Origin of the sequence: Pseudomonas citronellolis, assembly GCF_029335315.1 — a bacterium.
Taxonomy (GTDB): Bacteria; Pseudomonadota; Gammaproteobacteria; order Pseudomonadales; family Pseudomonadaceae; genus Pseudomonas; species Pseudomonas citronellolis_A.
The window spans coordinates 14,286-36,662 of the sequence record NZ_JARJLT010000106.1; the positions used below are offsets into that span (position 1 = coordinate 14,286).

At 66.8% G+C, this 22,377-nt stretch carries 17 protein-coding genes; 12 read left to right on the forward strand and 5 right to left on the reverse strand.

What is annotated here, in order from left to right; genetic code table 11:
* Positions 1 to 48: 48 nt before the first annotated feature.
* Positions 49 to 1,401: an aminodeoxychorismate synthase component I gene (gene pabB, locus P3W75_RS08805; protein ID WP_276226988.1), complete on the reverse strand. Its 1,353-nt coding sequence runs from the start codon at positions 1,399 to 1,401 to the stop codon at positions 49 to 51.
* A 173-nt stretch (positions 1,402 to 1,574) separates the two neighbouring features.
* On the opposite strand from pabB, the gene P3W75_RS08810 reads away from it, so the two are divergent.
* The 7 genes from P3W75_RS08810 to P3W75_RS08840 all read left to right on the forward strand — a co-directional run bounded on the left by P3W75_RS08810 (position 1,575) and on the right by P3W75_RS08840 (position 12,384).
* Positions 1,575 to 4,286, forward strand: coding sequence for a LuxR C-terminal-related transcriptional regulator (locus P3W75_RS08810; RefSeq protein WP_430765353.1), 2,712 nt, complete (start codon positions 1,575 to 1,577; stop codon positions 4,284 to 4,286).
* 1 nt (position 4,287) lies between these two features.
* Positions 4,288 to 7,008, forward strand: coding sequence for a helix-turn-helix transcriptional regulator (locus tag P3W75_RS08815; RefSeq protein WP_276226990.1), 2,721 nt, complete (start codon positions 4,288 to 4,290; stop codon positions 7,006 to 7,008).
* Positions 7,009 to 7,238: 230 nt separating this feature from the next.
* Positions 7,239 to 7,703, forward strand: coding sequence for a DUF6160 family protein (locus P3W75_RS08820; protein ID WP_276226991.1), 465 nt, complete (start codon positions 7,239 to 7,241; stop codon positions 7,701 to 7,703).
* A 79-nt stretch (positions 7,704 to 7,782) separates the two neighbouring features.
* Positions 7,783 to 8,544 carry a C39 family peptidase gene (locus P3W75_RS08825; RefSeq protein ID WP_276226992.1) on the forward strand — a complete coding sequence of 254 codons (762 nt, stop codon included), beginning with the start codon at positions 7,783 to 7,785 and terminating at the stop codon, positions 8,542 to 8,544.
* Positions 8,545 to 8,590: 46 nt separating this feature from the next.
* Positions 8,591 to 9,595 carry a transporter gene (locus tag P3W75_RS08830; RefSeq protein WP_276226993.1) on the forward strand — a complete coding sequence of 335 codons (1,005 nt, stop codon included), beginning with the start codon at positions 8,591 to 8,593 and terminating at the stop codon, positions 9,593 to 9,595.
* 18 nt (positions 9,596 to 9,613) lie between these two features.
* On the forward strand, positions 9,614 to 11,212 hold the full coding sequence (locus P3W75_RS08835) for an outer membrane protein transport protein (RefSeq protein WP_276226994.1): 1,599 nt from the start codon (positions 9,614 to 9,616) through the stop codon (positions 11,210 to 11,212).
* A gap of 11 nt (positions 11,213 to 11,223) precedes the next feature.
* Entirely contained in the window at positions 11,224 to 12,384 is a 1,161-nt protein-coding gene (locus P3W75_RS08840) for a MalM family protein (RefSeq protein ID WP_276226995.1), read from the forward strand.
* Positions 12,385 to 12,567: 183 nt separating this feature from the next.
* Here P3W75_RS08840 and P3W75_RS08845 read toward each other — a convergent pair whose 3' ends face one another.
* The 4 genes from P3W75_RS08845 to ppsR form a co-directional block, all read right to left on the reverse strand.
* Positions 12,568 to 13,554 (reverse strand): alpha-L-glutamate ligase-like protein, encoded by a 987-nt coding sequence (locus P3W75_RS08845; RefSeq protein ID WP_276226996.1) that lies wholly within the window; start codon positions 13,552 to 13,554, stop codon positions 12,568 to 12,570.
* Between the two features lie 3 nt (positions 13,555 to 13,557).
* A complete protein-coding gene (locus P3W75_RS08850) occupies positions 13,558 to 15,084 on the reverse strand; it encodes an inactive transglutaminase family protein (RefSeq protein ID WP_276226997.1) in 1,527 nt (508 codons plus the stop codon).
* 5 nt (positions 15,085 to 15,089) lie between these two features.
* The gene (locus tag P3W75_RS08855) at positions 15,090 to 15,629 is read right to left on the reverse strand and encodes an ATP-dependent zinc protease family protein (RefSeq protein ID WP_276226998.1); all 540 of its coding nucleotides are present in this window, start codon (positions 15,627 to 15,629) and stop codon (positions 15,090 to 15,092) included.
* Positions 15,630 to 15,854: 225 nt separating this feature from the next.
* A complete protein-coding gene (gene ppsR / locus P3W75_RS08860) occupies positions 15,855 to 16,673 on the reverse strand; it encodes a posphoenolpyruvate synthetase regulatory kinase/phosphorylase PpsR (RefSeq protein ID WP_276226999.1) in 819 nt (272 codons plus the stop codon).
* Between the two features lie 166 nt (positions 16,674 to 16,839).
* Here ppsR and ppsA point away from each other — a divergent pair, with 166 nt between their 5' ends.
* From ppsA to P3W75_RS08885, 5 genes are all read left to right on the forward strand, one after another.
* Positions 16,840 to 19,209 (forward strand): phosphoenolpyruvate synthase, encoded by a 2,370-nt coding sequence (ppsA, locus tag P3W75_RS08865; protein WP_276227000.1) that lies wholly within the window; start codon positions 16,840 to 16,842, stop codon positions 19,207 to 19,209.
* 79 nt (positions 19,210 to 19,288) lie between these two features.
* Entirely contained in the window at positions 19,289 to 20,266 is a 978-nt protein-coding gene (locus tag P3W75_RS08870; RefSeq protein WP_276227001.1) for an alpha/beta fold hydrolase, read from the forward strand.
* 257 nt (positions 20,267 to 20,523) lie between these two features.
* Positions 20,524 to 21,012 carry a ribonuclease E activity regulator RraA gene (gene rraA / locus P3W75_RS08875; protein WP_276227002.1) on the forward strand — a complete coding sequence of 163 codons (489 nt, stop codon included), beginning with the start codon at positions 20,524 to 20,526 and terminating at the stop codon, positions 21,010 to 21,012.
* A 60-nt stretch (positions 21,013 to 21,072) separates the two neighbouring features.
* The gene (locus P3W75_RS08880) at positions 21,073 to 22,071 is read left to right on the forward strand and encodes a zinc transporter ZntB (protein ID WP_276227003.1); all 999 of its coding nucleotides are present in this window, start codon (positions 21,073 to 21,075) and stop codon (positions 22,069 to 22,071) included.
* 55 nt (positions 22,072 to 22,126) lie between these two features.
* A complete protein-coding gene (locus tag P3W75_RS08885; RefSeq protein ID WP_276227004.1) occupies positions 22,127 to 22,375 on the forward strand; it encodes a CrfX protein in 249 nt (82 codons plus the stop codon).
* Positions 22,376 to 22,377: the final 2 nt, after the last annotated feature.

The window sequence follows — 22,377 nt, forward strand, 5'->3', positions numbered from 1 at the left end:
TGTCCCAAGGGGCTGTAGAAACGCTCCAGGGCATCGCGCGGAATCGCCCTAGGGTTCGCCCAGGCGCTCCAGGGTGCGCAGCAGCACGTCGACCTTGGTCAGCGACTCTTCGTACTCCGCTTCCCAGTCCGAGTCGGCGACGATGCCGCCACCGCCCCAGCAACTGGCCTGGCCGTCCTTCACCAGCAGGGTGCGGATGGTGATGGAGCTATCCAGCTCGCCGCGCACGTCCAGATAGAACAGGCTGCCGCAGTAGATGCCGCGGCGGGTCGGCTCCAGCTCATCGATGATCTGCATGGCGCGGATCTTCGGCGCGCCGGTGATGGAGCCGCCGGGGAAGCTGCCCAGCAGCAGGTCGAGGGCGTCCTTGCCGGGCGCCAGCTCGCCGGTCACGCTGCTGACCAGGTGGTGCACGTTGGGGTAGCTCTCCAGCGCGAACAGCTCCGGCACCCGCACCGTGCCGGGCTTGCAGCTGCGCCCGAGATCGTTGCGCAACAGGTCGACGATCATCAGGTTCTCGGCGCGGTCCTTGGGGCTGCCGAGCAGCGCCTCGGCGTTCGCGGCGTCCTCCGCCGGGGTGCGTCCGCGCGGGCGGGTGCCCTTGATCGGGCGGGTCTCCACCTGGCGGCGGTGCAGCTGGATGAAACGCTCCGGCGACAGGCTGAGGATGGCGCCATCGTCCAGCCCCAGGTAGCCGGCGAAGGGCGTCGGGCAGGCCTGGCGCAGGGCCAGGTAGGCCTGCCAGGGCGCGCCGCTGCAGGGCGCGCGGAAGCGCTGGGTGTAGTTCACCTGGTAGCAGTCGCCGGCGAGGATGTAGCCCTGCACGCGCTCCAGCGCCTGGCGGTACTGCTCGCGGCTCAGGTCGGGGCGAAAGTCGGTCAGCAGGCGGAAGGGCGGCGGCGCGGGCGCGGCGACGTCCTCGTCGAACAGCGCGAGCAGACGCTCGCGCTCGGCCTCGGCGAGGGCGGGGTGGAACACCAGCTGGCTGCTGCGCGCCTGGTGATCGCTGACCAGCGCCCAGACATACAGCCCGACCCGCGCATCCGGCAGCTCGAGGTCGTCGCGGCTGTGGCTCGGCAACTGTTCGATGCGCCGGCCGAAGTCATAACTCAGATAACCGATCATTCCGCCGACGAATGGCAGATCGGGTGCGTCGGCGTCGTCGGCATGGCCGAGGCCCTGCAACGCCGCGCGCAGGCGGGCGAAGAAATCCTTGGCCGATTCGTCGGCGGCCGGCGCCAGTTCTGCCAATGGCCAGGCGCTCAGAAGGTCATAGCGTCCACGGTTGGCGCCGGGCCTGCCGGCATCGAGGAGCACCGCGCCGGGCGCCTGGCCGACGCGGGCGAACCACGCGGTCGGGTCTTCCCGGTAAGGAAGCGGATGTACGAGATAGCGGGACATGGGTGGGAACGGAAACCCTGGGCTAGGCTGAGAGCGAGATTGAGAATGCTCTGAATGGGCGATCCTAGAGCCATTTCCTCAGTTTACGTAGGAAAAGCATTCTGATAAGAATTGGATTATCCCGCGGAAGCCATGCTCCGTACCACAACGATAATGAAACAGGGATAGAGGCCGTGGACGTAGTGTTCAAAACCGCAGCCGGCAGCCTTCTGCGTCACAGATCGACACCCCCACGGGTGCCTGCCGAATACCAATATCGTCCCCAGCTCCAGTCCATCCTGGAGCGTTCCAGCCAACACCGCGTCCTGTTGTTCTGCGCCCCCGCCGGCTTCGGCAAGAGCGCCGCCCTGAGCGTGCTCGCCGGGCAGCGCGAGGAGCAGGGGCAGAGCGTGGTCTGGGTTGGCCTGGACGGCGCAGACGACGACCCCGGGCGTTTCCTGGGCAAGCTCATCGAGGCGCTGGGCGCTGTCCTGCCGGGCGTCGGCGAAGACGCCGCGGGCTACCTGCGCAATACCCTGCGGGTGCCCGCCGTGGCGGTGATGGAAAGCCTGCTGATGGACCTGGCGCAGCGCGACGTCCCGTTGCTGCTGGTGCTGGACGATCTCGACCGGATCACCCACCCCGACCTTTTCGCCGGTCTCAACCGCCTGGTGCAGTACGCGCCGCCGGGCCTGACCCTGGCCATCGGCAGCCGCTCGCAGCCGCCGCTGAACCTCGCCACCTGGCGGGCCAAGGGCCTGTTGCTGGAAGTCGGCGTGGAGGAGCTGCGGCTGACCGAAGAACAGACGCGCGACTACCTCGCCGGCGACGGCGTGCAGATCGACGATGCCTGCCTGCGCGCCATGCACGCGCAGACCGAGGGCTGGGTCATGGGCGTGCGCCTGCTCGGCCTGTGGCTGCGCCAGCAACCGGCCGGCGCCGCGCACGATCTCGACGCGCTGCGCGGCGACCAGGCGGCGGTGGGCGAGTACCTGTTGCGCAGCGTCTTCGGCCGCCTGCCCGAGGAAACCCGCCAGAGCCTGCTGACCCTGAGCGTCGCCAGCCGCTTCAACGGCGAGCTGGCCAACGCCCTGACCGGCCGCCAGGACGGCCAGGCTCTGCTGGAACGCCTGGACAGCCTGCAGCTGTTCCTCATGCCGCTGGACCGCGAGCGCCACTGGTATCGCTTCCACCAGCTGTTCGCCGACTTCCTTCGCGCGTACCTGCGCGAGCGCGAGCCGGAGCGCTTCAAGCAACTGCATTTCAATGCCAGCCTGTGGTTCACCAACCACCACATGCCGACCCTGGCCATCGAGCACGCCTGCCTCGCCGAGGACCCGGAGATGCTCGCCGCGCTGGTCGACGGCTACGGCCTGGAACTGATCAACAGCGGCCAGCTCTACCTGATCTCGCGCTGGCGCCGCCAGGTGCCCGACGACATCGCCGCGCGCTTCCCGATCCTGGTGCTCAGCGACGTCTGGACCCGCGCCAGCGAGCTGAGCCTGCCGGAGGCCAACCGCCTGCTAGACGAACTGCTGGCGCGCTGGAGCGACGGCAAGCCGCAGGCGCCGATGGGCGATCAGTACCTCTCGGCGCTGGCGGTCAAGGCGGTGCTGGCGTTGCAGAAGGACGACCTCGAACAGTGCATCGCCCTGGCCCGGCGGGTGGAAAGCCAACTGGGGCAGAACTCGGCGTTCCTCGAGGGCGCCATCCTCCTGATCGCCGCCTTCGCCCAGGTCATGCACGGCCAGGCCGAGCAGGCGCGCCGCCTGATGGGGCTGGCGCAGCAGCGCAACCATTTCCTCGACGGCCGCTACCTGCACATGCAGCTGGCGACCATCGAAGTGATGCTGGCCCTCGAGCAGGGCCAGGTGAAGCAGGCGCAACTGCTGGTGGAGCGGGTCAAGCAACAGGCCGTGCCGCTGTTCGACCGGCGCTCCCAGGCCCTGGCGCTGCCGGCCATCACCGAGAGCCTGACGGCCTACTACCGGATGGACCTCGACGGCCTGGAAGAGCGCCTGCGCTGGGCGTTGGGGCGGGTCGACGTGGTCAACCCCATCGACCTCTACGCTCAGGGCATGCAGTGCCTGGCGCGGGTGCAGCGTCTGCAGGGGCGCAGCAAGGAAGCCCTGGCCACCCTCGGCCTGATGCAGAGCCTGGCCTCACGCAACCATTCCTGGCGCATCTTCGCCATGGCCCTGGGCGAGGAGATCAACCTGATCCTCCAGGAGCCGGCGGCCGATCGCTGCAAGCGCGCCGAGCAGCGCCTGAATGGCGTCGACTGGCAGAAACTCGCCGCCTCCTACCGCCAGGGCCCGTTCAACCCGGTGCTCTGGGTGCGCGGCCTGAGCCGCGTGCGCCTGTTGCAGGCGCGCGGGCATTTCAGCGAGGCGCTGCACGAGATCACCCAGCTGCGCGGCCTGTTGCAGAACGGCTGGCACGGCCTGCAACGCTTGCGCCTGGACCTGCTGGCGGCGCTCAGCTACCAGCGCCTGGGTTACCAGGAACGCGCCAACAGCCTGCTCGGCCAGTGCCTGGTGGGCGCCGAGCGGGAAGCGGTGCGCAGTGTGTTCATCGAGGAAGGCGAGGGTATCCGCCTGCTCCTCCAGCAACTCGAAGCCACCGAGCGGCAGCCGGCGCTGCAGGCGTTCATCCGCAGCCTGCTGGGCCTGTGGCCGGGGCAGGAAACACGCAAAGCACAGGACGTGCTCGAGGAAGGCCTGACCGACCGCGAGCGGGAAGTGGTGTGCCTGGCGGCCCAGGGGCTCTCCAACGAGGAGATCGGCCAGCAGCTGTCGCTGGCCCTGGGCACCGTCAAATGGCACCTGCACAACATCTACGAGAAGCTCAAGGTGCGCAATCGGACCCAAGCGATTCGCCGCGCCCGCGAGCTGAGCCTGCTCTGACATGACCACACTCAATACCCAGCAGCCGCCCTTGCCGCTGCTGCGCACCAAGCTGTTCCCGCCGCGCGCCGACGGCGCGCCGCTGCTGCCCCGGCAGGCCTTGATCGACCGGCTGTACGCCGCCCGCCAACAGCGCGCGCTGATCCTCAGCGCGCCGGCCGGCTTCGGCAAGAGCACGGTGCTCAGCCTGTTCCGCCAGCGCCTGCTGGAGGCCGGCGCGCAGGTCGCCTGGCTGTCCTGCGACGAGGGCGACAGCGAGCCGCAGCGCCTGCTGCAGTACCTGCTGGAGAGCATCCGCAGCGTGGTCGAGGGCTTCGGCGCGAATACCGCGAACCTGCTGCAGTCGGACATGACCCTGCCGCTGGAAGGCCTGCTCGACGCTTTCCTCGCCGACCTCAAGCGTATCGACGGCCCGCTCTACCTGTTCCTCGACGACTTCCACCAGATCCGCCACCCGGCCCTGCAACCCGGCGCGCGCTACCTGATCGAACACCTGCCGGACAACGTCCGCCTGGTCACCAGTACGCGCTACCGCCCGCGTTTCCTGGTCGACGAACCGGCCCTGGCGCCCTGGGCCTTCTGCCTCAACGGCGCCGACCTGCGCCTGACCCGCGAAGAGGCCGACACCTACCTGCTGGAACTCAAGGGCCTGCAGCTCGACGACGCCGAGCTGGGCCTGCTGTACAAGCGCACCGAAGGCTGGATCACCGCGTTGCACCTGGCCGCCCTGGCGCTGGCCCGGCACAGCGACCGCGCCGGTTTCCTCCGCGGCCTGTCCGGCACCGAGCGGGACATCGCCGATTACCTCGCCGAAGACGTGCTGGCCAGCCTGCCGCCGGCGCTGCAGCAGTTCCTCGACCAGACCTCGGTGCTCGACGAGTTCTGCGCCGAGCTGTGCAACGCCCTGACCGGGCGCCGCGACGGCCTGGACATGCTGATGCGCCTGCAGAACGAGCAGCTGTTCATCATTCCCCTCGACGACCAGCGCGTGTGGTTCCGCTACCATCACCTGTTCGCCGACTTCCTCAAGGGCCGCCTGGCGCGCAGCGCCGACCCCACGCCGCTGCTCAACGCCGCGGCGCGCTGGTGCGAGAGCCGCGACATGGCCGACCGCGCCGTGCGCTACGCGTTGCGCGCCCGCGACTACGCCTTCGCCGCCGACCTGCTGGAACGCCAGGGTGCGCGGCTGATCGCCGGCAACCGGGTGTACAGCATCCTCGGCATGCTCGGCGGGATACCCGCCGAGGTGATCCGCGAGCACCCGGTGTTCCAGATCTTCTACGCCTGGCAGCTGGCCTTCGAGCAGAAGTTCGCCGAGGCCGAAGCGTTGATCGAGGAGCTCAGCGCGCGGTTGCTGATGGGGCAGGGCAAGGCGCGCAACTTCGGTTTGGCCGAACTGCTCGCCGTGGCCCAGGTGCTCAAGGCCCTGGTGCTGCTGTACCAGGACAAGCTGGAGGCCAGCCTCAAGGTGTCGCGCCAGTGGCTGGCGCTGGTGCCGGCCAACCAGCCGGTGTTCCGCGCCAGCCTGGCCTGCATCCTCGCCGCCGCCCACGCGCTGCTCGGCGACTACGCTGAGGCCGCCGGCGCCATCGCCGTGGCCCGCGAATGCCTGCGCATGGCCGACAGCGAGTACCTGCAGGTGGTGGCGAGCATGATCGAGGCGCTGATCTGCAAGGAAAGCGGCGAGCTGGAGCGCGGCCGGACCATCGCCGAGGGCGCGCGCAGCCGCGTCGAGCGGGTCTTCGGCCGGCGCAGCCGGGTGGGCGGGCCGCTGGCCCTGGCCTACGCCGACATCCTCTACGAGCAGGATCGCCACGCGGCGATTCTCGCCGAGCTGCCGCTGGCCACCACCTGGCGCGACGTCGCCACGCCGGTCGAGCTGATCAGCCGCGGCCAGTTGGTGATGGCCAAGGCGCGCTTCTTCGCCGGCGAGGCGGAGCAGGGCCTGGCCCAGCTCGACGAATGGCTGGGCGGCCAGCAGTCGCCCGGCTACGAACGGGTCTACGCACTGGCGATGGGCTGCAAGGTCCAGCTGCTGCTGTGGCTGCGCCGGCCCAACGAGGCCGAGCGTGTCTGCCTGCAACTGGGACGGCACCTCTCCGGGCTCTCGACCGAGCGCTATGCCGATGCCCAGGCCGCCCTGGCCCTGGCCGAAGCGCGGGTGGCGCTGTCCGAGCGTCGCGCCGAGCGCGCCCAGCAGCGCCTGGAAGTGGCGCTTGCGGCGAACACCTCGCCGTTCCAGCGCGACCGGCGGTTGCGCCTGGCCTTGTTACTTTCTGTTGCGTATTGGCAGAAAGGTAACAGCGAAAAGGCCTTCGCCCTGTTCGCGCCCACCCTGGAGGAGGCCTGGAACCTGGGCTATCGCCGACTGTTCCAGGACGACGCCATCTGGCTGCTGCCGTTCTGGGACGCCTGGCGCGAGGCCGAGCCGAAGCGCGCGCAAGCCTGGCAGGGCGTCGCCGAGCTGCTGCGCGAGCAGTGCCGCCGGCTCTCCGTCGACCCGGCGGGTTTCGAGGAAAATCAGGATGTTAGCCACCGCGAGCGAGAAATCCTGCGGCTGGTCGCGGCGGGCTTGTCGAACCGCGACATCGCCCAGGCGGTGCACCTGTCCGAGGCCACCATCAAGTGGCACCTGCACAACCTGTTCGCCAAGTTAGGGGTGCGCAGTAGGACGCAGGCGGTTCTCAAGGGGAAGAGCCTGGGATTGTTGAGTGAGGCGTGATCCGAAAGGGAATTCCGGCTCCATCCGTTGGATGGGCTGGCAGGTGGGGGGTTGCCCAGTAGCTTGAAACCAGGACGCGAAGCCACGTGCTTCACGAATCCATGCCCGCGACACCTAGGGAAGACGTCGCGGGTCTGGAGGGTCGGCTTGGCCGGCCAACCTGCAGCGGGGCAGGACGCCTCCTGCAGTGCCCTGGGGCAATCCCATCTGAACACTGGAGAGAAACAACAATGAAAAAAATCAAGCAACTGGTTCTTGCAAGTGCAGTTCTGGCCGCTCCGTTCCTGGCTCATGCCGACCTGAAATCCATGGACGACTCCGCCCTGGCTGGCGTGACCGGTCAAGATGGGATCAGCATTTCCGGTACCTTCGGCGGCAGCGTCGGCGGCGTCGTGTACAAGGACACCGATACCGGCGGCGGCGCCCTGGCCCTGGAGAAAGTGACCTTCACCAACCTGGTGATCAGCGACGACAACCCGCTGAAAGTCGACGTGGTGACCGGCACCGTGAACACCAAGCCCACCCAGCAGCTGCAGATCACCATGCCGTCCACCTCCGGCACCCTGGCCGTCGGCGCCATCCGCGTCGGCGACGGCACCAGCACCGCGGGCACCTACAACGGCGCCAGCCTCGGTTCGCTGTCGGTCGAGAACATCGCCCTCAGCGGCACCACCATCAAGGTCTGGGGCCACTGATCCCGGCGCTGTAGCGGTACCCGACCTTGCCGGCGCCCGCCGGCAAGGTCATTCCCTGATTCGAAGGAGAGGAGGTGGGATGTTCGAGATACTGCTGGGAAGCCTGCTCGGTCTGTTCGGATTCACCCAGGCGGTGGATACCAAACCACAACCCCAGGGCACGGTGAACCTCACGCAGCAGCTCACGCCCAACGGCCCCTTCCGCGAGTCGGTCGAGCTCGAACCCATGAGCCAGGTGCAGTTCCGCAACGTCATCCGCCAGGCCTACGACTACAGCTGCGGCTCGGCGGCGCTGACCACCCTGCTGGACTACTACCTGGGACGCAACCTGCAGGAGCGCCAGGTCATGGAAGGCCTGCTGAAGTACGGCGAGGCCGACAAGATCGTCGAGCGCCGCGGCTTCTCGCTGCTGGACATGAAGCGCTACGTGGCCGCGCTGGGCTACAAGAGCGGCGGTTTCCGCGCCGAGTTTTCCGACCTGGACTCGCTGGAGAATCCGGCCCTGGTCCCCATCCACTACGGCGGCTTCAAGCATTTCGTGGTGGTTCGCGACGTGTACAACGAGCACGTCTTCGTTGCCGATCCTGCCCTGGGCAACATCAGTTTCACCCGCGCGCGTTTCGAGGCCATCTGGGACAAGAACGTGCTTTTCGTCATCTATCCGAGCGGCCAGGAGCCGAAGAACGCCCTGGCCCTGCAGGAGCACGACCTGCGCCTGGTGGATGACCGCACCGTGAGCCTGCTGGCGTTCCGGGAATTCCCGGAGATGAACAAATTCAACAGCAACCAGATGATCGAGGCCGCGTCGAAAGGCGACGTGCAGTTCATCCGCAACAAGTGACTGGCGATTTCATCCTTCCATAAGAACAAGACCAGGGGATTGCATCATGAGATTCAGGGGGTATGCGTGCGCCGCCATACTGGCCTTGCTGGCTTCCGGCGCCACCTTCGCCGAGGAAGACTCGGTCGACCAGGCGCGCGACGCGCTGGCCAAGAAGTCCGACGACGCCGACAGCGCCAAGGCGCTGGAGCAGGTGTTCCAGGCGGCCGAGAAAAGCTACACCCTGCTCAAGAAGGGTGAGCGCACCCTGACCTACGGGATGGACTACTCGATGATGCGCGACACGCGCATCGAGCAGGTGAAGACCGGCAACAACGTCTACAGCGTGCTGGCGACCAGCGAGGCGCAGCATACCTTCACCAACTCCTTCACCTTCGACTACGGCGTCTGGGACAACCTGACCTTCAGCCTGCGCCTGCCGTTCGTGGCCAAGTACGACACCGAGCGCGACATCCACGCCTACAGCCTCGGCGACATCTCCGCGACCCTGCGCTGGCAACCCTGGGCCGCGATGCGCGGACGGCCGGTCACCACCCTCTACGCCACCCTCGGCCTGCCCACCGGCGACAGCCCCTACGATATGAACCCGAACAAGGACGTGTCCACCGGCAACGGCTACTACAGCCTCGGCGTGGGCGCCAACATGTCCTACGTGATCGATCCGGTCGTGCTCTACGGCTCCCTCGGGTACACCTACAACATGAAGGTGGACAGCATCCACCAGAACCAGTACGGCCAGGAGCTGAACAAGGTCAACCCGGGCGACACCCTGAACTTCGCCATGGGCATGGCCTACGCGCTGTCCTACGACGTCTCCCTGGCCACCTCCTACCAGATGGCCTACCAGATGAAGAGCCACTACCACTTCGACACTGGCACGGTGGAGGCGCCCGAGCAGACCAGCGCGGTGATGAACTTCTCCCTTGGCCTGCGCACGTCGCCGGACTACATCGTCAACGTGAACGCCGGTTTCGGTCTGACCGAGGACTCGCCGGACATCCTCCTGGGGGTTTCCCTGCCCCTGGACATCAAGGGCCTGAAACCCGAGTAAGCGGCGAGCGGAGTTCCCATGACGAAGCGCATTTCGCCACTCTTGCTGGCGATGGCAGGGGCGGGGCTTGGCTGGATTCTGCCGGCCCAGGCGCAACTGGCCAACGACATCACCATCGGCAACCCCAAGGCGATGGCCCTCGGCAACGCGGTGACCGCCGATTCCACCGGCATCGACGCGGTGCACTACAACCCGGCCGCCCTGACCAAGCTCAAGGGCCGGCAGACCACGGTGAAGCTGGTCAGCGGGGTGATGGACATCCGCGCCGGCTTCCACGCGCCGGCGAACTACGGCGACGCCAACTTCGGCGTCACCGGCGACCCGGTGGCCAACTCGCACAGCCGCACCATGACGCCGACCATGTACCTGCCGGGCCTCGGCGGCATGACCGACGTACCCATGCTGGTGGCGCCCCTGGCGGGCCTGTCGATCAACCCGCCGGGCTCGAAGTTCACCTTCGCCACCAACGTCTACACCCCGCAGGCGCTGGGCTACTCGCGGGACTCGGACAGCGACCCGGCACGCTATGACGGGCGTCGCGTATCGCTGCAGCGGCTGACTTATTTCTCGCCCTCGGTGGGCTACCAGATGAACGACAGCCTGTCCTTCGGCCTGTCCATCGGTTTCTCCCACCAGGCCATGGCGCTGGACACCGACTTCCGCAACCCGGGCCTGCTCACCGGCCTGCTGCAGACCCTGCACGACACCACCTGCGTGCCCGGCGCGCAGGAAATCGTCGAGCTGGTGTTCAACGTCTGCGGCGGCCGCATCGGCCCCTACGACACCCTGGCCAACCTCAAGCTGGACATGCAGCAGAGCCTCTCGCCGAGCTACAACCTGGGCGTGCTCTGGGAGCCCAACGACTGGTTCGCCTGGGGCGCGGTGTACCAGAGCGAGTCGCGGATGAAGCTCAAGGGCAAGTACCGGGTCGACTACACCAAGGACTGGCAGGGCTTCTGGTCGGGCCTGCAGAACTCGGTGTTCGGCGCCTTCCTCAGCCCGCTGTTCCCCAACGGCAACGTCGACGAGGAACACGGCGTGGCCACCCTGAAGATGACCAACCCGGACAACTTCTCCACCGGCATCAAGCTGCGCCCGTTCCAGGACTGGCAGTTCAACTTCGACCTGAAGTGGAGCGGCTACAGCGACTGGAACAACCTGGAGATCGAGTTCGACAAGGAACTCGACCTGCTGCGCATCGCCAAGAACTTCGCGCCCAACGGCGCCACCGACCACAGCATCATCCTCGATCGCGGCTACCGCGATACCTGGAGCTACGCCATGGGCGTGCAGTACGACATGACCGACCGCCTGCAACTGCGCGCCGGCTACGAGTACCGGCCCTCGGCGATCCCCAAGAGCAAGGCCGACGCCCTGGTGCCGATCGGCGACGCCAACCTCTACGGCCTCGGCCTGGGCTACCGCTGGGACAAGGACACCAACATCGACCTGGGCTTCAACTACTTCGTCTCCAAGCAGAGCATCAAGGCCGGGGAAAGCTGCAACCTGACCTGTACCGGGATCGACAACCTGGTCTACAACCCCTATGCGGGAATGGACGTGCACACGACGGTGAAGGCCTATATCTTCGCCCTGACCTACAACACCACCTTCTGAGGACCGCACGGATGCCGCGCACCCGCTACCTGCTCCTCTGCCTCCTCGCCGGCGCCTCGGGCGCCCAGGCCGACGCCGGGCGCTACCTGTCGTGGATCGACGATAACGGCCAGGTGCACAACACCTTCGTCGACGCCAACTACGCCCAGCAGCAGCGCCAGGCCGCCAAGCGCATCGACCAGAGCGACCAGGCGCGCCTGCGCGACGACGGCGGCGCGCAGTGGCCGGGCGTAGCTCCAGCGGGGGAGAGCAAGCGCCGCTACTTCACCTGGGTCGACGGCCAGGGCAACCTGCAGAACAGCTTCTACGCCGGCAACCAGGTGGCCGGCGGGCGCAAGGACTACGTGCTGCCCAACGGCGACCGCTCCTCCGAGTACATCGACGCCGAGGCCTACGAGGACAAGGGCTTCGTCCGCAGCGAGAACGGCAACCCGTACTACACCTGGGTCGACGAGCAGGGCCGCATGCACAACTCGCCGATCACCGCCGAAGACCGCGCCGACGGCATCCGCCGCAGCCAGATCGCCTTCACCGAAGGCCGCGAGGTGCAGTTCAAGCAGCGCCCGCAGGCGCTGCCCGGGCTCGACGGCAGCGGCGAGCAGACCGACGCCATGCGCGCGCTGCTCAAGGGCAGCGGCAAGACCCTCGGCGACCTCTACCAGGACCTGCAGCGGCGCTGCTGCGAGCAGATCGCCGACGGCGAGTTCACCGAGCTGAACGCCGACGAGCCGCGCTACGAGGAGCTCAACAAATTCTCGCCGAGCTTCGACTTCCCGATGGGCAAGAGCTACTACGTGGCCATGAAGCTGCCGGCCTCGCAACAGGTCTACGGCCTGCGCGTGCGCAGCTTCTCCAACCACCAGGTGGTCTACCCGTCGCTGCTGTTCCTCGACGAGCGCAAGCGCCCGACGCGCCTGGTCAGCGACGCGGTGTACAAACTCAACCCGGAAACCTGGTACCGCTACGCCTTCATCGAAGGCACGGTGCCGGTGCGCGCCAACCAGGGCGAACGCTACGTACTGCTGCTGACCACCGATGAGGACCGCAGCCTGCAGACCCTGGACAACAAGCCCTACAAGCGCCCGCTGGAGAACCTGGCGGTGAACGACGAAGGCATGAAGGTGCGCGAGCACGCCGAGCAGGGCGGGTTCGAGCTGGCAGTGGTGCGCTGAGTTGCACGGGGCGCGCGTAGGGCGAATAACCGTTCGCGGTTATCCGCCGATACATCGAGGCCATAGCCGGCGCCTGGGTTGATCCTGGGGCCACCGAGGACGGCGGATAACGCCATGGGCGTTATGCGCCCTACGGGTTTCCCGGGAAACGCCCGAGCGCAGCGGATTGCCCCCGGGCCTAGCTCAGATCTCGCGCGCCGGCACGTGGCCGAACAGCTGCTGGGAGAAGCGCACGCGCTCTTCCGGCGTCTCCTGCACGCCCTTGGCCTGCAACTCCGCCAGGCGCGCTTCCACCGCCTGGGCGCGGCCGGTCAGGCCGCAGTCGTTGGCGATCTGGATGTTCAGGCCGGGGCGGGCGTTGAGCTCCAGGATCAGCGGGCCCTTGTCCTGGTCCAGCACCATGTCCACGCCGATGTAGCCCAGGCCGCACAGCTCGTAGCAGCCGGCGGCGAGCTTCATGAAGCCGTCCCAGTGCGGCAGCTGCACGCCGTCCACCGCGTTGGTGGTGTCCGGGTGCTTGGCGATCTTGCGGTTCAGCCAGGTGCCGCGCAGGGTGACCCCGGTGGCCAGGTCCACGCCCACGCCGATGGCGCCCTGGTGCAGGTTGGCCTTGCCATTGGACTGCCGGGTCGGCAGGCGCAGCATGGCCATCACCGGGTAGCCCATGAGGACGATGATGCGGATGTCCGGCACGCCTTCGTAGCTGATGCTGCGGAAGATCTGGTCGGGGGTGACGCGGTACTCGATCAGCGCGCGGTCGCGGTGCCCGCCGAGGGAGTAGAGGCCGGTGAGGATGCTGGAGAGCTGGTACTCGATCTCCTCGCGGCTGATGATGCGCCCCGACACCGTCTTGAAGTTGCCCTCGAAACGGTCGGCGATCACCAGGATGCCGTCGCCGCCGGCGCCCTGGGCCGGCTTGATGACGAAGTCGTTGCGCTCGCCGATGATCGAGTCGAGCTTCTCGATCTCCTTCTCGGTGGAGATGATTCCGTACATCTCCGGCACGTGGATGCCGGCCGCGATGGCCCGCTCCTTGGTGATGATCTTGTCGTCGACGATCGGGTACAGGTGGCGCTTGTTGTACTTCAGCACGAAGTCCGCGTTGCGCCGGTTGATGCCCATGATGCCCTTGGCTTCCAGGGCTTTCCACCGCTTGATCAGGCCGAACATGGCTCAGTCCTTGAGGAAGGCTTTGAAGCGGAACAGCTCGGTCAGGCGGTAGCCGCGGTAGCGACCCATCGCCAGCATGAAGGCCACCAGCAGGAACAGTACCGCCGGGAAGGTGAACACGAAGTACACCAGCTCCGGTACGCGCATCAGGATGTGCGCCAGGGCCGCGGCGAACAGGGTGCCCACCGCCGCCTTCATGGCGTGGCCGGCGCCGCGTTCTTCCCAGGTGATCGACAGGCGTTCGATGCTCATGGTCAGGATCACCATCGGGAACAGCGCCACCGACAGGCCGCTTTCGAAGCCCAGGCGATGGCTGAGCAGGCTGATCGCCGCGATCATCACCACCACGAAGGTCAGCACCACCGACAGGCGCGGCAGCATCTGCAACTTCAGGTGTTCCAGGTAGGAGCGCAGCGACAGGCCCAGGGCGGTGATCACCGTGAACAGGCCGATGCCCCATTGCAGGCCGGTCTCGCGGAAGGCGAGGGCGATCAGCACCGGGGTGAAGGTGCCCAGGGTCTGCAGGCCGATCAGGTTGCGCAGGACCAGGATCACCAGCACGCCGAAGGGGATCATGATCATGATCTGGAAAGTCTGTTGGGTGGACAGCGGCAGGCCGTACAGCGAGTAGTCGAGGAAGGACGCGTCGGTGTTCTCGTTGGTCAGCTTGGCCAGGCGGATGGCGTTCATCTCGCTGTTGTTCAGGCTGAAGCTGATCAGCGCCTTCTTGCCGCCCTCGACGCTGAGCAGCGGCTCGTCGCCCAGCCACCAGATCAGGCGGTCGGCGGGCAGGCCGCGTTCACCGGTTTCCGGGTTGAAGTACAGCCAGTCCTTGCCGTTGTAGCTGCGCAGCCACAGTTCCGGGCTCTGCGCCTGGTTGGCCAGCAGGCGCAGGGTGTGCACGCGCTCCATCGGTACGTGGGCCTGGGCCAGCAGGGTTTCGACGATGTACGAGCGCTTTTCCAGGCTGGTGTCGCCGGCGAGCAGCAGCTTGACGTTGTCGTCGGCCAGGTTGTTGGCGCGCTTGATGGTCTCGCTGACGAAGGTCTCGATGTCCGCCGAGTGCTGGCGGATGGGCGCGATCAGGGCCTCGGCGGCGATCTTCTCGGGGCCTTCCAGGGGCGGGCTGTCGCGGAAGATCGGGCCCTTCTCCTTGGGCTGCTCGCCGCTGAAGCGCTTGGTCAGCACCAGGCGGTAGTAGAGGGTCTGCTTGCCGTTGGCGCGGCGCGACGACCAGGTCACCTTGCGGTTGCCGTCGGCGCGGTTGATGCTCACCCCGTAGTTGTTAGAGACGAAGCTCTCGTTGAGGCTGACGTAGGCCTGGGTCAGCGGCGGCACGAACATCTGCACCTTCACCGGGGTCTTCGGCGTGGCGACGAACTCGACCTTGGCGTCGATGTTCCACAGGTCGTCGGTTTCCGCCTCGGTCATCGGGATTCCGAGGATGAAGATCTGGTAGGCGGTAATGGAGACGCCCAGGACCACCAGGATGGCGATCAGGATCTTCAGGTGCAGGTTGATGGAACGCATGGGCTCTACTCGGAAGGTTTCGCGACGGGGCAGCCGGGCTGGCCGGCGGCGTATTTCAGGCTCGGGTCGACCAGGGCGCCGAAGCGCTTGAGCGCGTCGGAGCCGATCAGCAGCGGGTATTGGAAGGCGCTGCGGTCGGTAAGGTTCACTTCGATGGTGCGGCGCAGCTTGCCCAGGCAGACGTCCAGCTCGATGACCGGGCGCGAGGTGTAGGCCTTGTCTTCGTCGGGGTCGAAATCGCCGTGGCGGCGCTTGATCTTGCTGATGCGCGCCAGCGGCCGCTCCAGCGGCTGGCTGTCGGCGCTGTCGGTGGCCAGGTAGAAGCGCACCCAGGTTTCCCCGTCGCGCTTGAAGCGCTTGATGTCGCGGGCGCTGAGGGAGGCGGTCTTGGCGCCGGTGTCGAGCTTGGCCGCGAGCACGTGGTCGAGCTGGCCGACATGGGCGTACTCGATGAGCCCGAAGACGGGCTTGCCGGCGGCGGCGACGGGGCCGCCGAAAGCTGCCAGGAAAAGCAGGAGCAGCAGGGCTGTGGGCTTGAGTCTCATAAGTCCTGAGCGCTGGGGGCCGTAGGCCAGTGAACGGGGACATCCGGCGAACGCCACGGCCTGCGGGCGAGTCATCCTTGGCCGGGGCGGCGGCCCCTCAGGAGGGATGCGGGGCGGAATTCTAGCACGCGACTTCCGCGCGACGACAACCGAAGCGGCCGCCGGCGGCCCGCGCGGGGCCGTGCTGTGCGCTGGGTCACGCCGCCCGGGGCAGGGCGGGCGGGATCATTTCAGGCGGCGTTCGACGCCTTTCTCCACCATGATCTTCGCGGCGATCTCTTCCACCGAGAAGTGCGTGGAATTGATGTAGGCGATGTTCTCGCGGCGGAACAGGTTCTCCACTTCGCGCACCTCGAACTCGCACTGGGCGAAGCTGGCGTAGCGGCTGTTGGGCTTGCGCTCGTTGCGGATCGCGGTGAGCCGGTCGGGGTCGATGGTCAGGCCGAACAGCTTGTGCTTGTAGGGTTTCAGCGCGTTGGGCAGCAGCAGGCGCTCCATGTCCTCCTCGGTCAGCGGGTAGTTCGCCGCACGAATGCCATATTGCAGTGCCATATACAGGCAGGTGGGGGTCTTGCCGCAGCGCGACACCCCGACCAGGATCAGGTCGGCCTTGTCGTAGTAGTGGGTGCGCGCGCCGTCGTCGTTGTCGAGGGCGAAGTTCACCGCGTCGATCCGCTCCATGTAGTGCGGGTTGTGGCCGATGCTGTGGGACTTGCCGACGGAATAGGACGAATCGGCGGATAATTCCTGTTCCAGCGGGGACAAAAAGGTCGAGAAGATGTCAATCATGAAACCGTTCGATTGGGCGAGGACAGCCCGGATCTCACGGTTCACGATGGTGTCGAAGATAATCGGGCGGGCCCCGTCCGCCTCCGCAGCGGCGTTGATTTGCTGTACCATGACGCGCGCTTTTTCTTCGGTATCGATGTACGGTCGCGTCAGTTTGTTGAAATTGATGTTCTCGAACTGCGCAAGGAGACTCTGGCCGAGGGTTTCGGCGGTAATGCCGGTTCCGTCGGAAATGAAGAAAGCCGTACGTTTCATTGCGCTGCGGGCCTTAATGTAGGAAGGAATCCTGAGTATGATAGGCCGCGTTTTCGCTAGGCCTTCTGCCGGGGGCATTGTTACCCATTTTCCGGATCCCGGCCAGGATGCGGCACTGTCGCGACGGCCCGTTTGAGCTTTTCCAACATTCAGTGGAGAGATCACCTTGGTAGAGTACGTAGTTTCCCTCGATAAGCTCGGCGTCCACGATGTCGAACATGTGGGGGGCAAGAACGCATCCCTGGGCGAAATGATCAGCAACCTCGCCGGTGCTGGCGTTTCCGTTCCCGGTGGCTTCGCCACCACCGCCCAGGCCTACCGTGACTTCCTCGAGCAGAGTGGCCTGAACGATCGCATTCACGCCGCCCTGGACGCCCTCGATGTGGACGACGTCAACGCCCTGGCCAAGACCGGCGCGCAGATCCGTCAGTGGGTGATGGACGCGGAGTTCCCCGCCCGCCTCGACGCCGAGATTCGCCAGGCCTTCGCCGCCATGGCCGGCAGCAACGACAACATGGCCGTGGCGGTGCGTTCCTCCGCCACCGCCGAGGACCTGCCGGACGCCTCCTTCGCCGGCCAGCAGGAGACCTTCCTGAACATCCGCGGCGTGGACAACGTGATCCGCGCGGCCAAGGAAGTCTTCGCCTCGCTGTTCAACGACCGCGCCATCGCCTACCGCGTGCACCAGGGCTTCGACCACAAGCTGGTCGCGCTGTCCGCCGGCGTGCAGCGCATGGTCCGCTCGGAAACCGGCACCGCCGGGGTGATGTTCACCCTGGACACCGAGTCCGGCTTCCGTGACGTGGTGTTCATCACCGGCGCCTACGGCCTCGGCGAGACCGTGGTGCAGGGCGCGGTGAACCCCGACGAATTCTACGTGCACAAGCCCACCCTGGAAGCCGGCCGCCCGGCGATCCTGCGCCGCAACCTGGGCAGCAAGGCGATCAAGATGATCTACGGCGACGAAGCCAAGGCCGGCAAGTCGGTCAAGGTGGTCGACGTGGAGAAGGCCGATCGCGCCCGCTTCGCGCTGTCCGACGCCGAGGTCACCGAGCTGGCCAAGCAGGCGCTGATCATCGAGAAGCACTACCAGCGCCCGATGGACATCGAATGGGCGAAGGACGGCGACGACGGCAAGCTGTACATCGTCCAGGCCCGCCCGGAAACCGTGAAGAGCCGCGCCAGCGCCACCGTGATGGAGCGCTACCTGCTCAAGGAGAAAGGCAAGGTCCTGGTCGAAGGCCGCGCCATCGGCCAGCGCATCGGCGCCGGCCCGGTCAAGGTGATCCGCGACGTTTCCGAGATGGACAAGGTGCAGCCGGGCGACGTGCTCGTCTCCGACATGACCGACCCGGACTGGGAGCCGGTGATGAAGCGCGCCAGCGCCATCGTCACCAACCGCGGCGGGCGTACCTGCCACGCGGCGATCATCGCCCGCGAGCTGGGCATCCCGGCGGTGGTCGGTTGCGGCAACGCCACCGCGGTGCTGAAGGACGGCCAGCAGGTCACCGTGTCCTGCGCCGAAGGCGACACCGGCCTGATCTACGAAGGCGAACTGGGCTTCGACGTGCGCCAGAACTCGGTCGACGCCATGCCCGACCTGCCGTTCAAGATCATGATGAACGTCGGTAACCCGGACCGCGCCTTCGACTTCGCCCAGCTGCCCAACGAGGGCGTGGGCCTGGCCCGCCTGGAATTCATCATCAACCGCATGATCGGCGTGCACCCCAAGGCGCTGCTGAACTTCTCCAGCCTGCCGGCGGACATCAAGGACAGCGTCGAGAAGCGCATCGCCGGTTACGACGACCCGGTCGGCTTCTACGTCGAGAAACTGGTCGAAGGCGTCAGCACCCTGGCCGCGGCCTTCTGGCCGAAGAAAGTCATCGTGCGCCTGTCGGACTTCAAGTCCAACGAATACGCCAACCTGATCGGCGGCAAGCTCTACGAGCCGGAAGAAGAGAACCCGATGCTCGGCTTCCGCGGCGCCTCGCGCTACATCAGCGAATCCTTCCGCGACTGCTTCGAGCTGGAATGCCGGGCGATGAAGAAGGTCCGCAACGAGATGGGCCTGACCAACGTCGAACTGATGGTGCCCTTCGTGCGTACCCTCGGCGAAGCCTCGCAAGTCGTCGAGCTGCTGGCCACCAACGGCCTGAAGCGTGGCGAGAACGGCCTGAAGGTCATCATGATGTGCGAGCTGCCGTCCAACGCCCTGCTGGCCGACGAGTTCCTCGAGTTCTTCGACGGCTTCTCCATCGGCTCCAACGACCTGACCCAGCTGACCCTGGGCCTGGATCGCGACTCCGGCATCGTCGCGCACCTGTTCGACGAGCGTAACCCGGCGGTCAAGAAGCTGCTGTCCAACGCCATCCAGGCGTGCAACCGCGCCGGCAAGTACATCGGCATCTGCGGCCAGGGCCCTTCGGACCACCCGGACCTGGCCAAATGGCTGATGGAGCAGGGCATCGAAAGCGTCTCGCTGAACCCCGACTCGGTGCTCGACACCTGGTTCTTCCTGGCCGAAGGCCAGGCCTGACGTCCACCGGCCCGGTTTCCGGGCCCACGAAGGGCGGGTGCTTGCACCCGCCCTTTTTCGTACCAGCCTCCGCAACGACATGCACAGCAGCAGCGAACTCTTCCCCGTGGCGCTCCAGAGCGCCGAGCTACGTGGCGACCTCGTCGAGGACGTCTACCGCCTCAAGCCCAACAACAGCCCGGACCCCAGCGTCGAGCTGGCGCTCACCCGCCTGGGCCTGCCGGACCGCGAGCAACGCGGCGTGCCGGTGATCCTGCTGCACGGCAGCTTCTCCAACCGGCGTTTCTGGTATTCGCCCAAGGGCATCGGCCTGGGGCCGTACCTGGCGCGCGCCGGCTTCGACGTATGGATTCCGGAGATGCGCGGCCACGGCCTGTCGCCGCGCAACCTGGACTACTCGCGCAATACCGTCGCCGCCTACGCGCGTTTCGATCTGCCGGCCATCGCCGCTTTTGTCGTCGAGCAGAGCGGCCGGGCACCGCACTGGCTCGGCCATTCCCTGGGCGGCATCACCCTGGCGGCGGCCCTCGGCGGCGGCTACCTGGAGGAGGGGCAGGCGGCCAGCGTGGCGCTGTTCGGCAGCCAGGTCAGCCGCGACTACTGGGCGCTGAAATTGCCGCCGGTGGCCTGGGGCGGTCGCGTGCTGCTGCGGCGCATGGGCGTGATTTCCGGTTCGCGCCTGCGTCGCGGCCCCGAGGACGAGCCCATTGGCCTAGGGCTCGAGGCCCTGCGCTGGTACGGCCTGTTCGGCCGCTTCGGCGAGCGCGACAACGACTGGTGGGGCGGCCTGGCCGAGGTGCGCACACCGCTGCTGGCGGTCAGCGCCGAGGGCGACCGGCAGGACCCGCCGTGGGCCTGCCGCAAGCTGTTCGAGCGCTTCGGCGGCGAGGTGCGCGAATACCTCTGCCTGGGGCGTCGGCAGGGCTTCACGGAAGATTTCGGGCACGTCGAGATGCTGGTCAGCAAGGGCGCGCAGCGCGAGGTCTGGCCGCTGGTGCAATACTGGCTGGAGCGCCAGGCGCTGCCGCTGGGGCGTGGGGTGAGTGAGTCGGCGTAGGGCGGATAACCGTTCGCGGTTATCCGCCGCCGACCGAGGCGCCGGAAAACGGCGGATAACGCCGTAGGCGTTATCCGCCCTACGGAGAATTGCCGCGCTTGCCTGGCAGGTGCCAAGCCGCGGAGTAGGGCGGTGGGCGTAGGCGGGCGGCGCGACAATCGCTAGACTGTGACGCCAATCGCCGATCCGGTCACTCCAGGCGCAATGCCGGGGTGTCGGTTCGCCGCCCGTTCCCCCGACACTCCAAGGAGTCTTCCATGCAATACGTCACCCCTGATCTGTGCGACGCCTACCCGGAACTGGTTCAGGTCGTCGAGCCGATGTTCAGCAACTTCGGCGGTCGCGACTCCTTCGGCGGCGAAATCGTCACCATCAAGTGCTTCGAGGACAACTCGCTGGTCAAGGAGCAGGTCGACCTCGACGGCAAGGGCAAGGTCCTGGTGGTGGACGGCGGCGGCTCGCTGCGCCGCGCGCTGCTGGGCGACATGCTGGCCGAAAAGGCGGCGAAGAACGGCTGGGAAGGCATCGTGGTCTACGGCTGCATCCGTGACGTCGACGTGATCGCGCAGACCGACCTGGGCGTCCAGGCCCTGGCCAGCCACCCGATGAAGACCGACAAGCGCGGCATCGGCGACCTCAACGTGGCCGTGACCTTTGGCGGCATCACCTTCCGCCCGGGCGAGTTCGTCTACGCCGACAACAACGGCATCATCGTTTCGCCCCAGGCGCTGAAAATGCCCGAGTGAGTTGAACGCCGGGCGTCGCCACGGGTCAATGGGCGAGCCCGGCATTTCATGGAACACGGCATGCAGCAATACGAAGGCGGTACCGAGCGCGGTCTCATCTATGGCTACGTCCTGGATGGTCGCGGCGGCGGCCGGCAGATCGCCCGCAGCGAACTGCAACTGATCGACCTCAAGCCCGAGGAAAGCCTCTGGGTGCACTGGGACCGTGGCGTCCCCGAGGCTCAGTCCTGGCTGCGCGAAGTCAGCGGGCTGAACGAATTCACCTGCGACCTGCTGCTGGAGGAGGCGACCCGCCCGCGCGTGGTCGACCTCGGCGCCGAGCGCCTGCTGGTGTTCCTCCGTGGGGTCAACCTGAACCCCGGCGCGGCGCCGGAAGACATGGTCTCGCTGCGGGTGTTCGCCGAGAGCCAGCGGGTCATCTCGCTGCGCCTGCGGCCACTCAAGGCAGTGGCCGACGTGCGCGCGGACCTAGCCAACGGGCGCGGACCGAAGAACGCCTCGGAGCTGGTGCTGAGCCTGGCGCACTACCTCACCGACCGGATCGATACCCTGATCGGCGGCCTGGCCGACGAGCTGGACAACATGGAGGAGGCCATCGAGGAGGACGAGCGCAGCGTGCCCGACCAGGCCGAGCTGCGCACCCTGCGTCGCCGTTCGGCGGGGCTGCGACGCTACCTGGCGCCGCAACGTGACATCTATGCGCAACTGATGCGGATCAAGCTGTCCTGGACGCTGTCCGACGACGCCGACTACTGGAACGAGCTGTACAACCGCCTGACCCGCAACACCGAGGAGCTGGAGCTGGTGCGCGAGCGCATCTCGCTGATCCAGGAGGCCGAGCACCGGCGCATCACCGAGCGGATGAACAAGACCATGTACATTCTTGGTATCATCACCGGCTTTTTCCTGCCCATGAGTTTCATCACCGGCCTGCTGGGGATCAATGTCGGCGGTATTCCGGGCTCCAGCGCCCCGCACGGCTTCATCATCGCCTGCGTGCTGCTGGTCGGCGTCGCCGGTTTCCAGTGGTGGGTCTTCCGCCGCCTGCGCTGGCTCTGATGTGACTTGTGGCGGTGTGGCTGCGTCAAGGCAGCACACGAAACCGAGGTTTTCCATGCACGACCCATTCGAAGAATCCCTGCGCGATCTGTTGCGCATGCCGGCGCAGGAGCCGGAGGACGACGCGCGCCTGGGCCGCGTGCTGAAAACCGCCAACCGCCAGATCGGCGCCGGCGACCTGTTCAGCCTCATGGGGCACTGGCTGGAAGCCCTGACCCTCGGCGTCAGCCGGGGCGCCGCCCATCTTGCGCCGGTATCGCGGCGTACGCAGAATTCCGCCCCTTCCGTTGACAAGGCCGACTGACG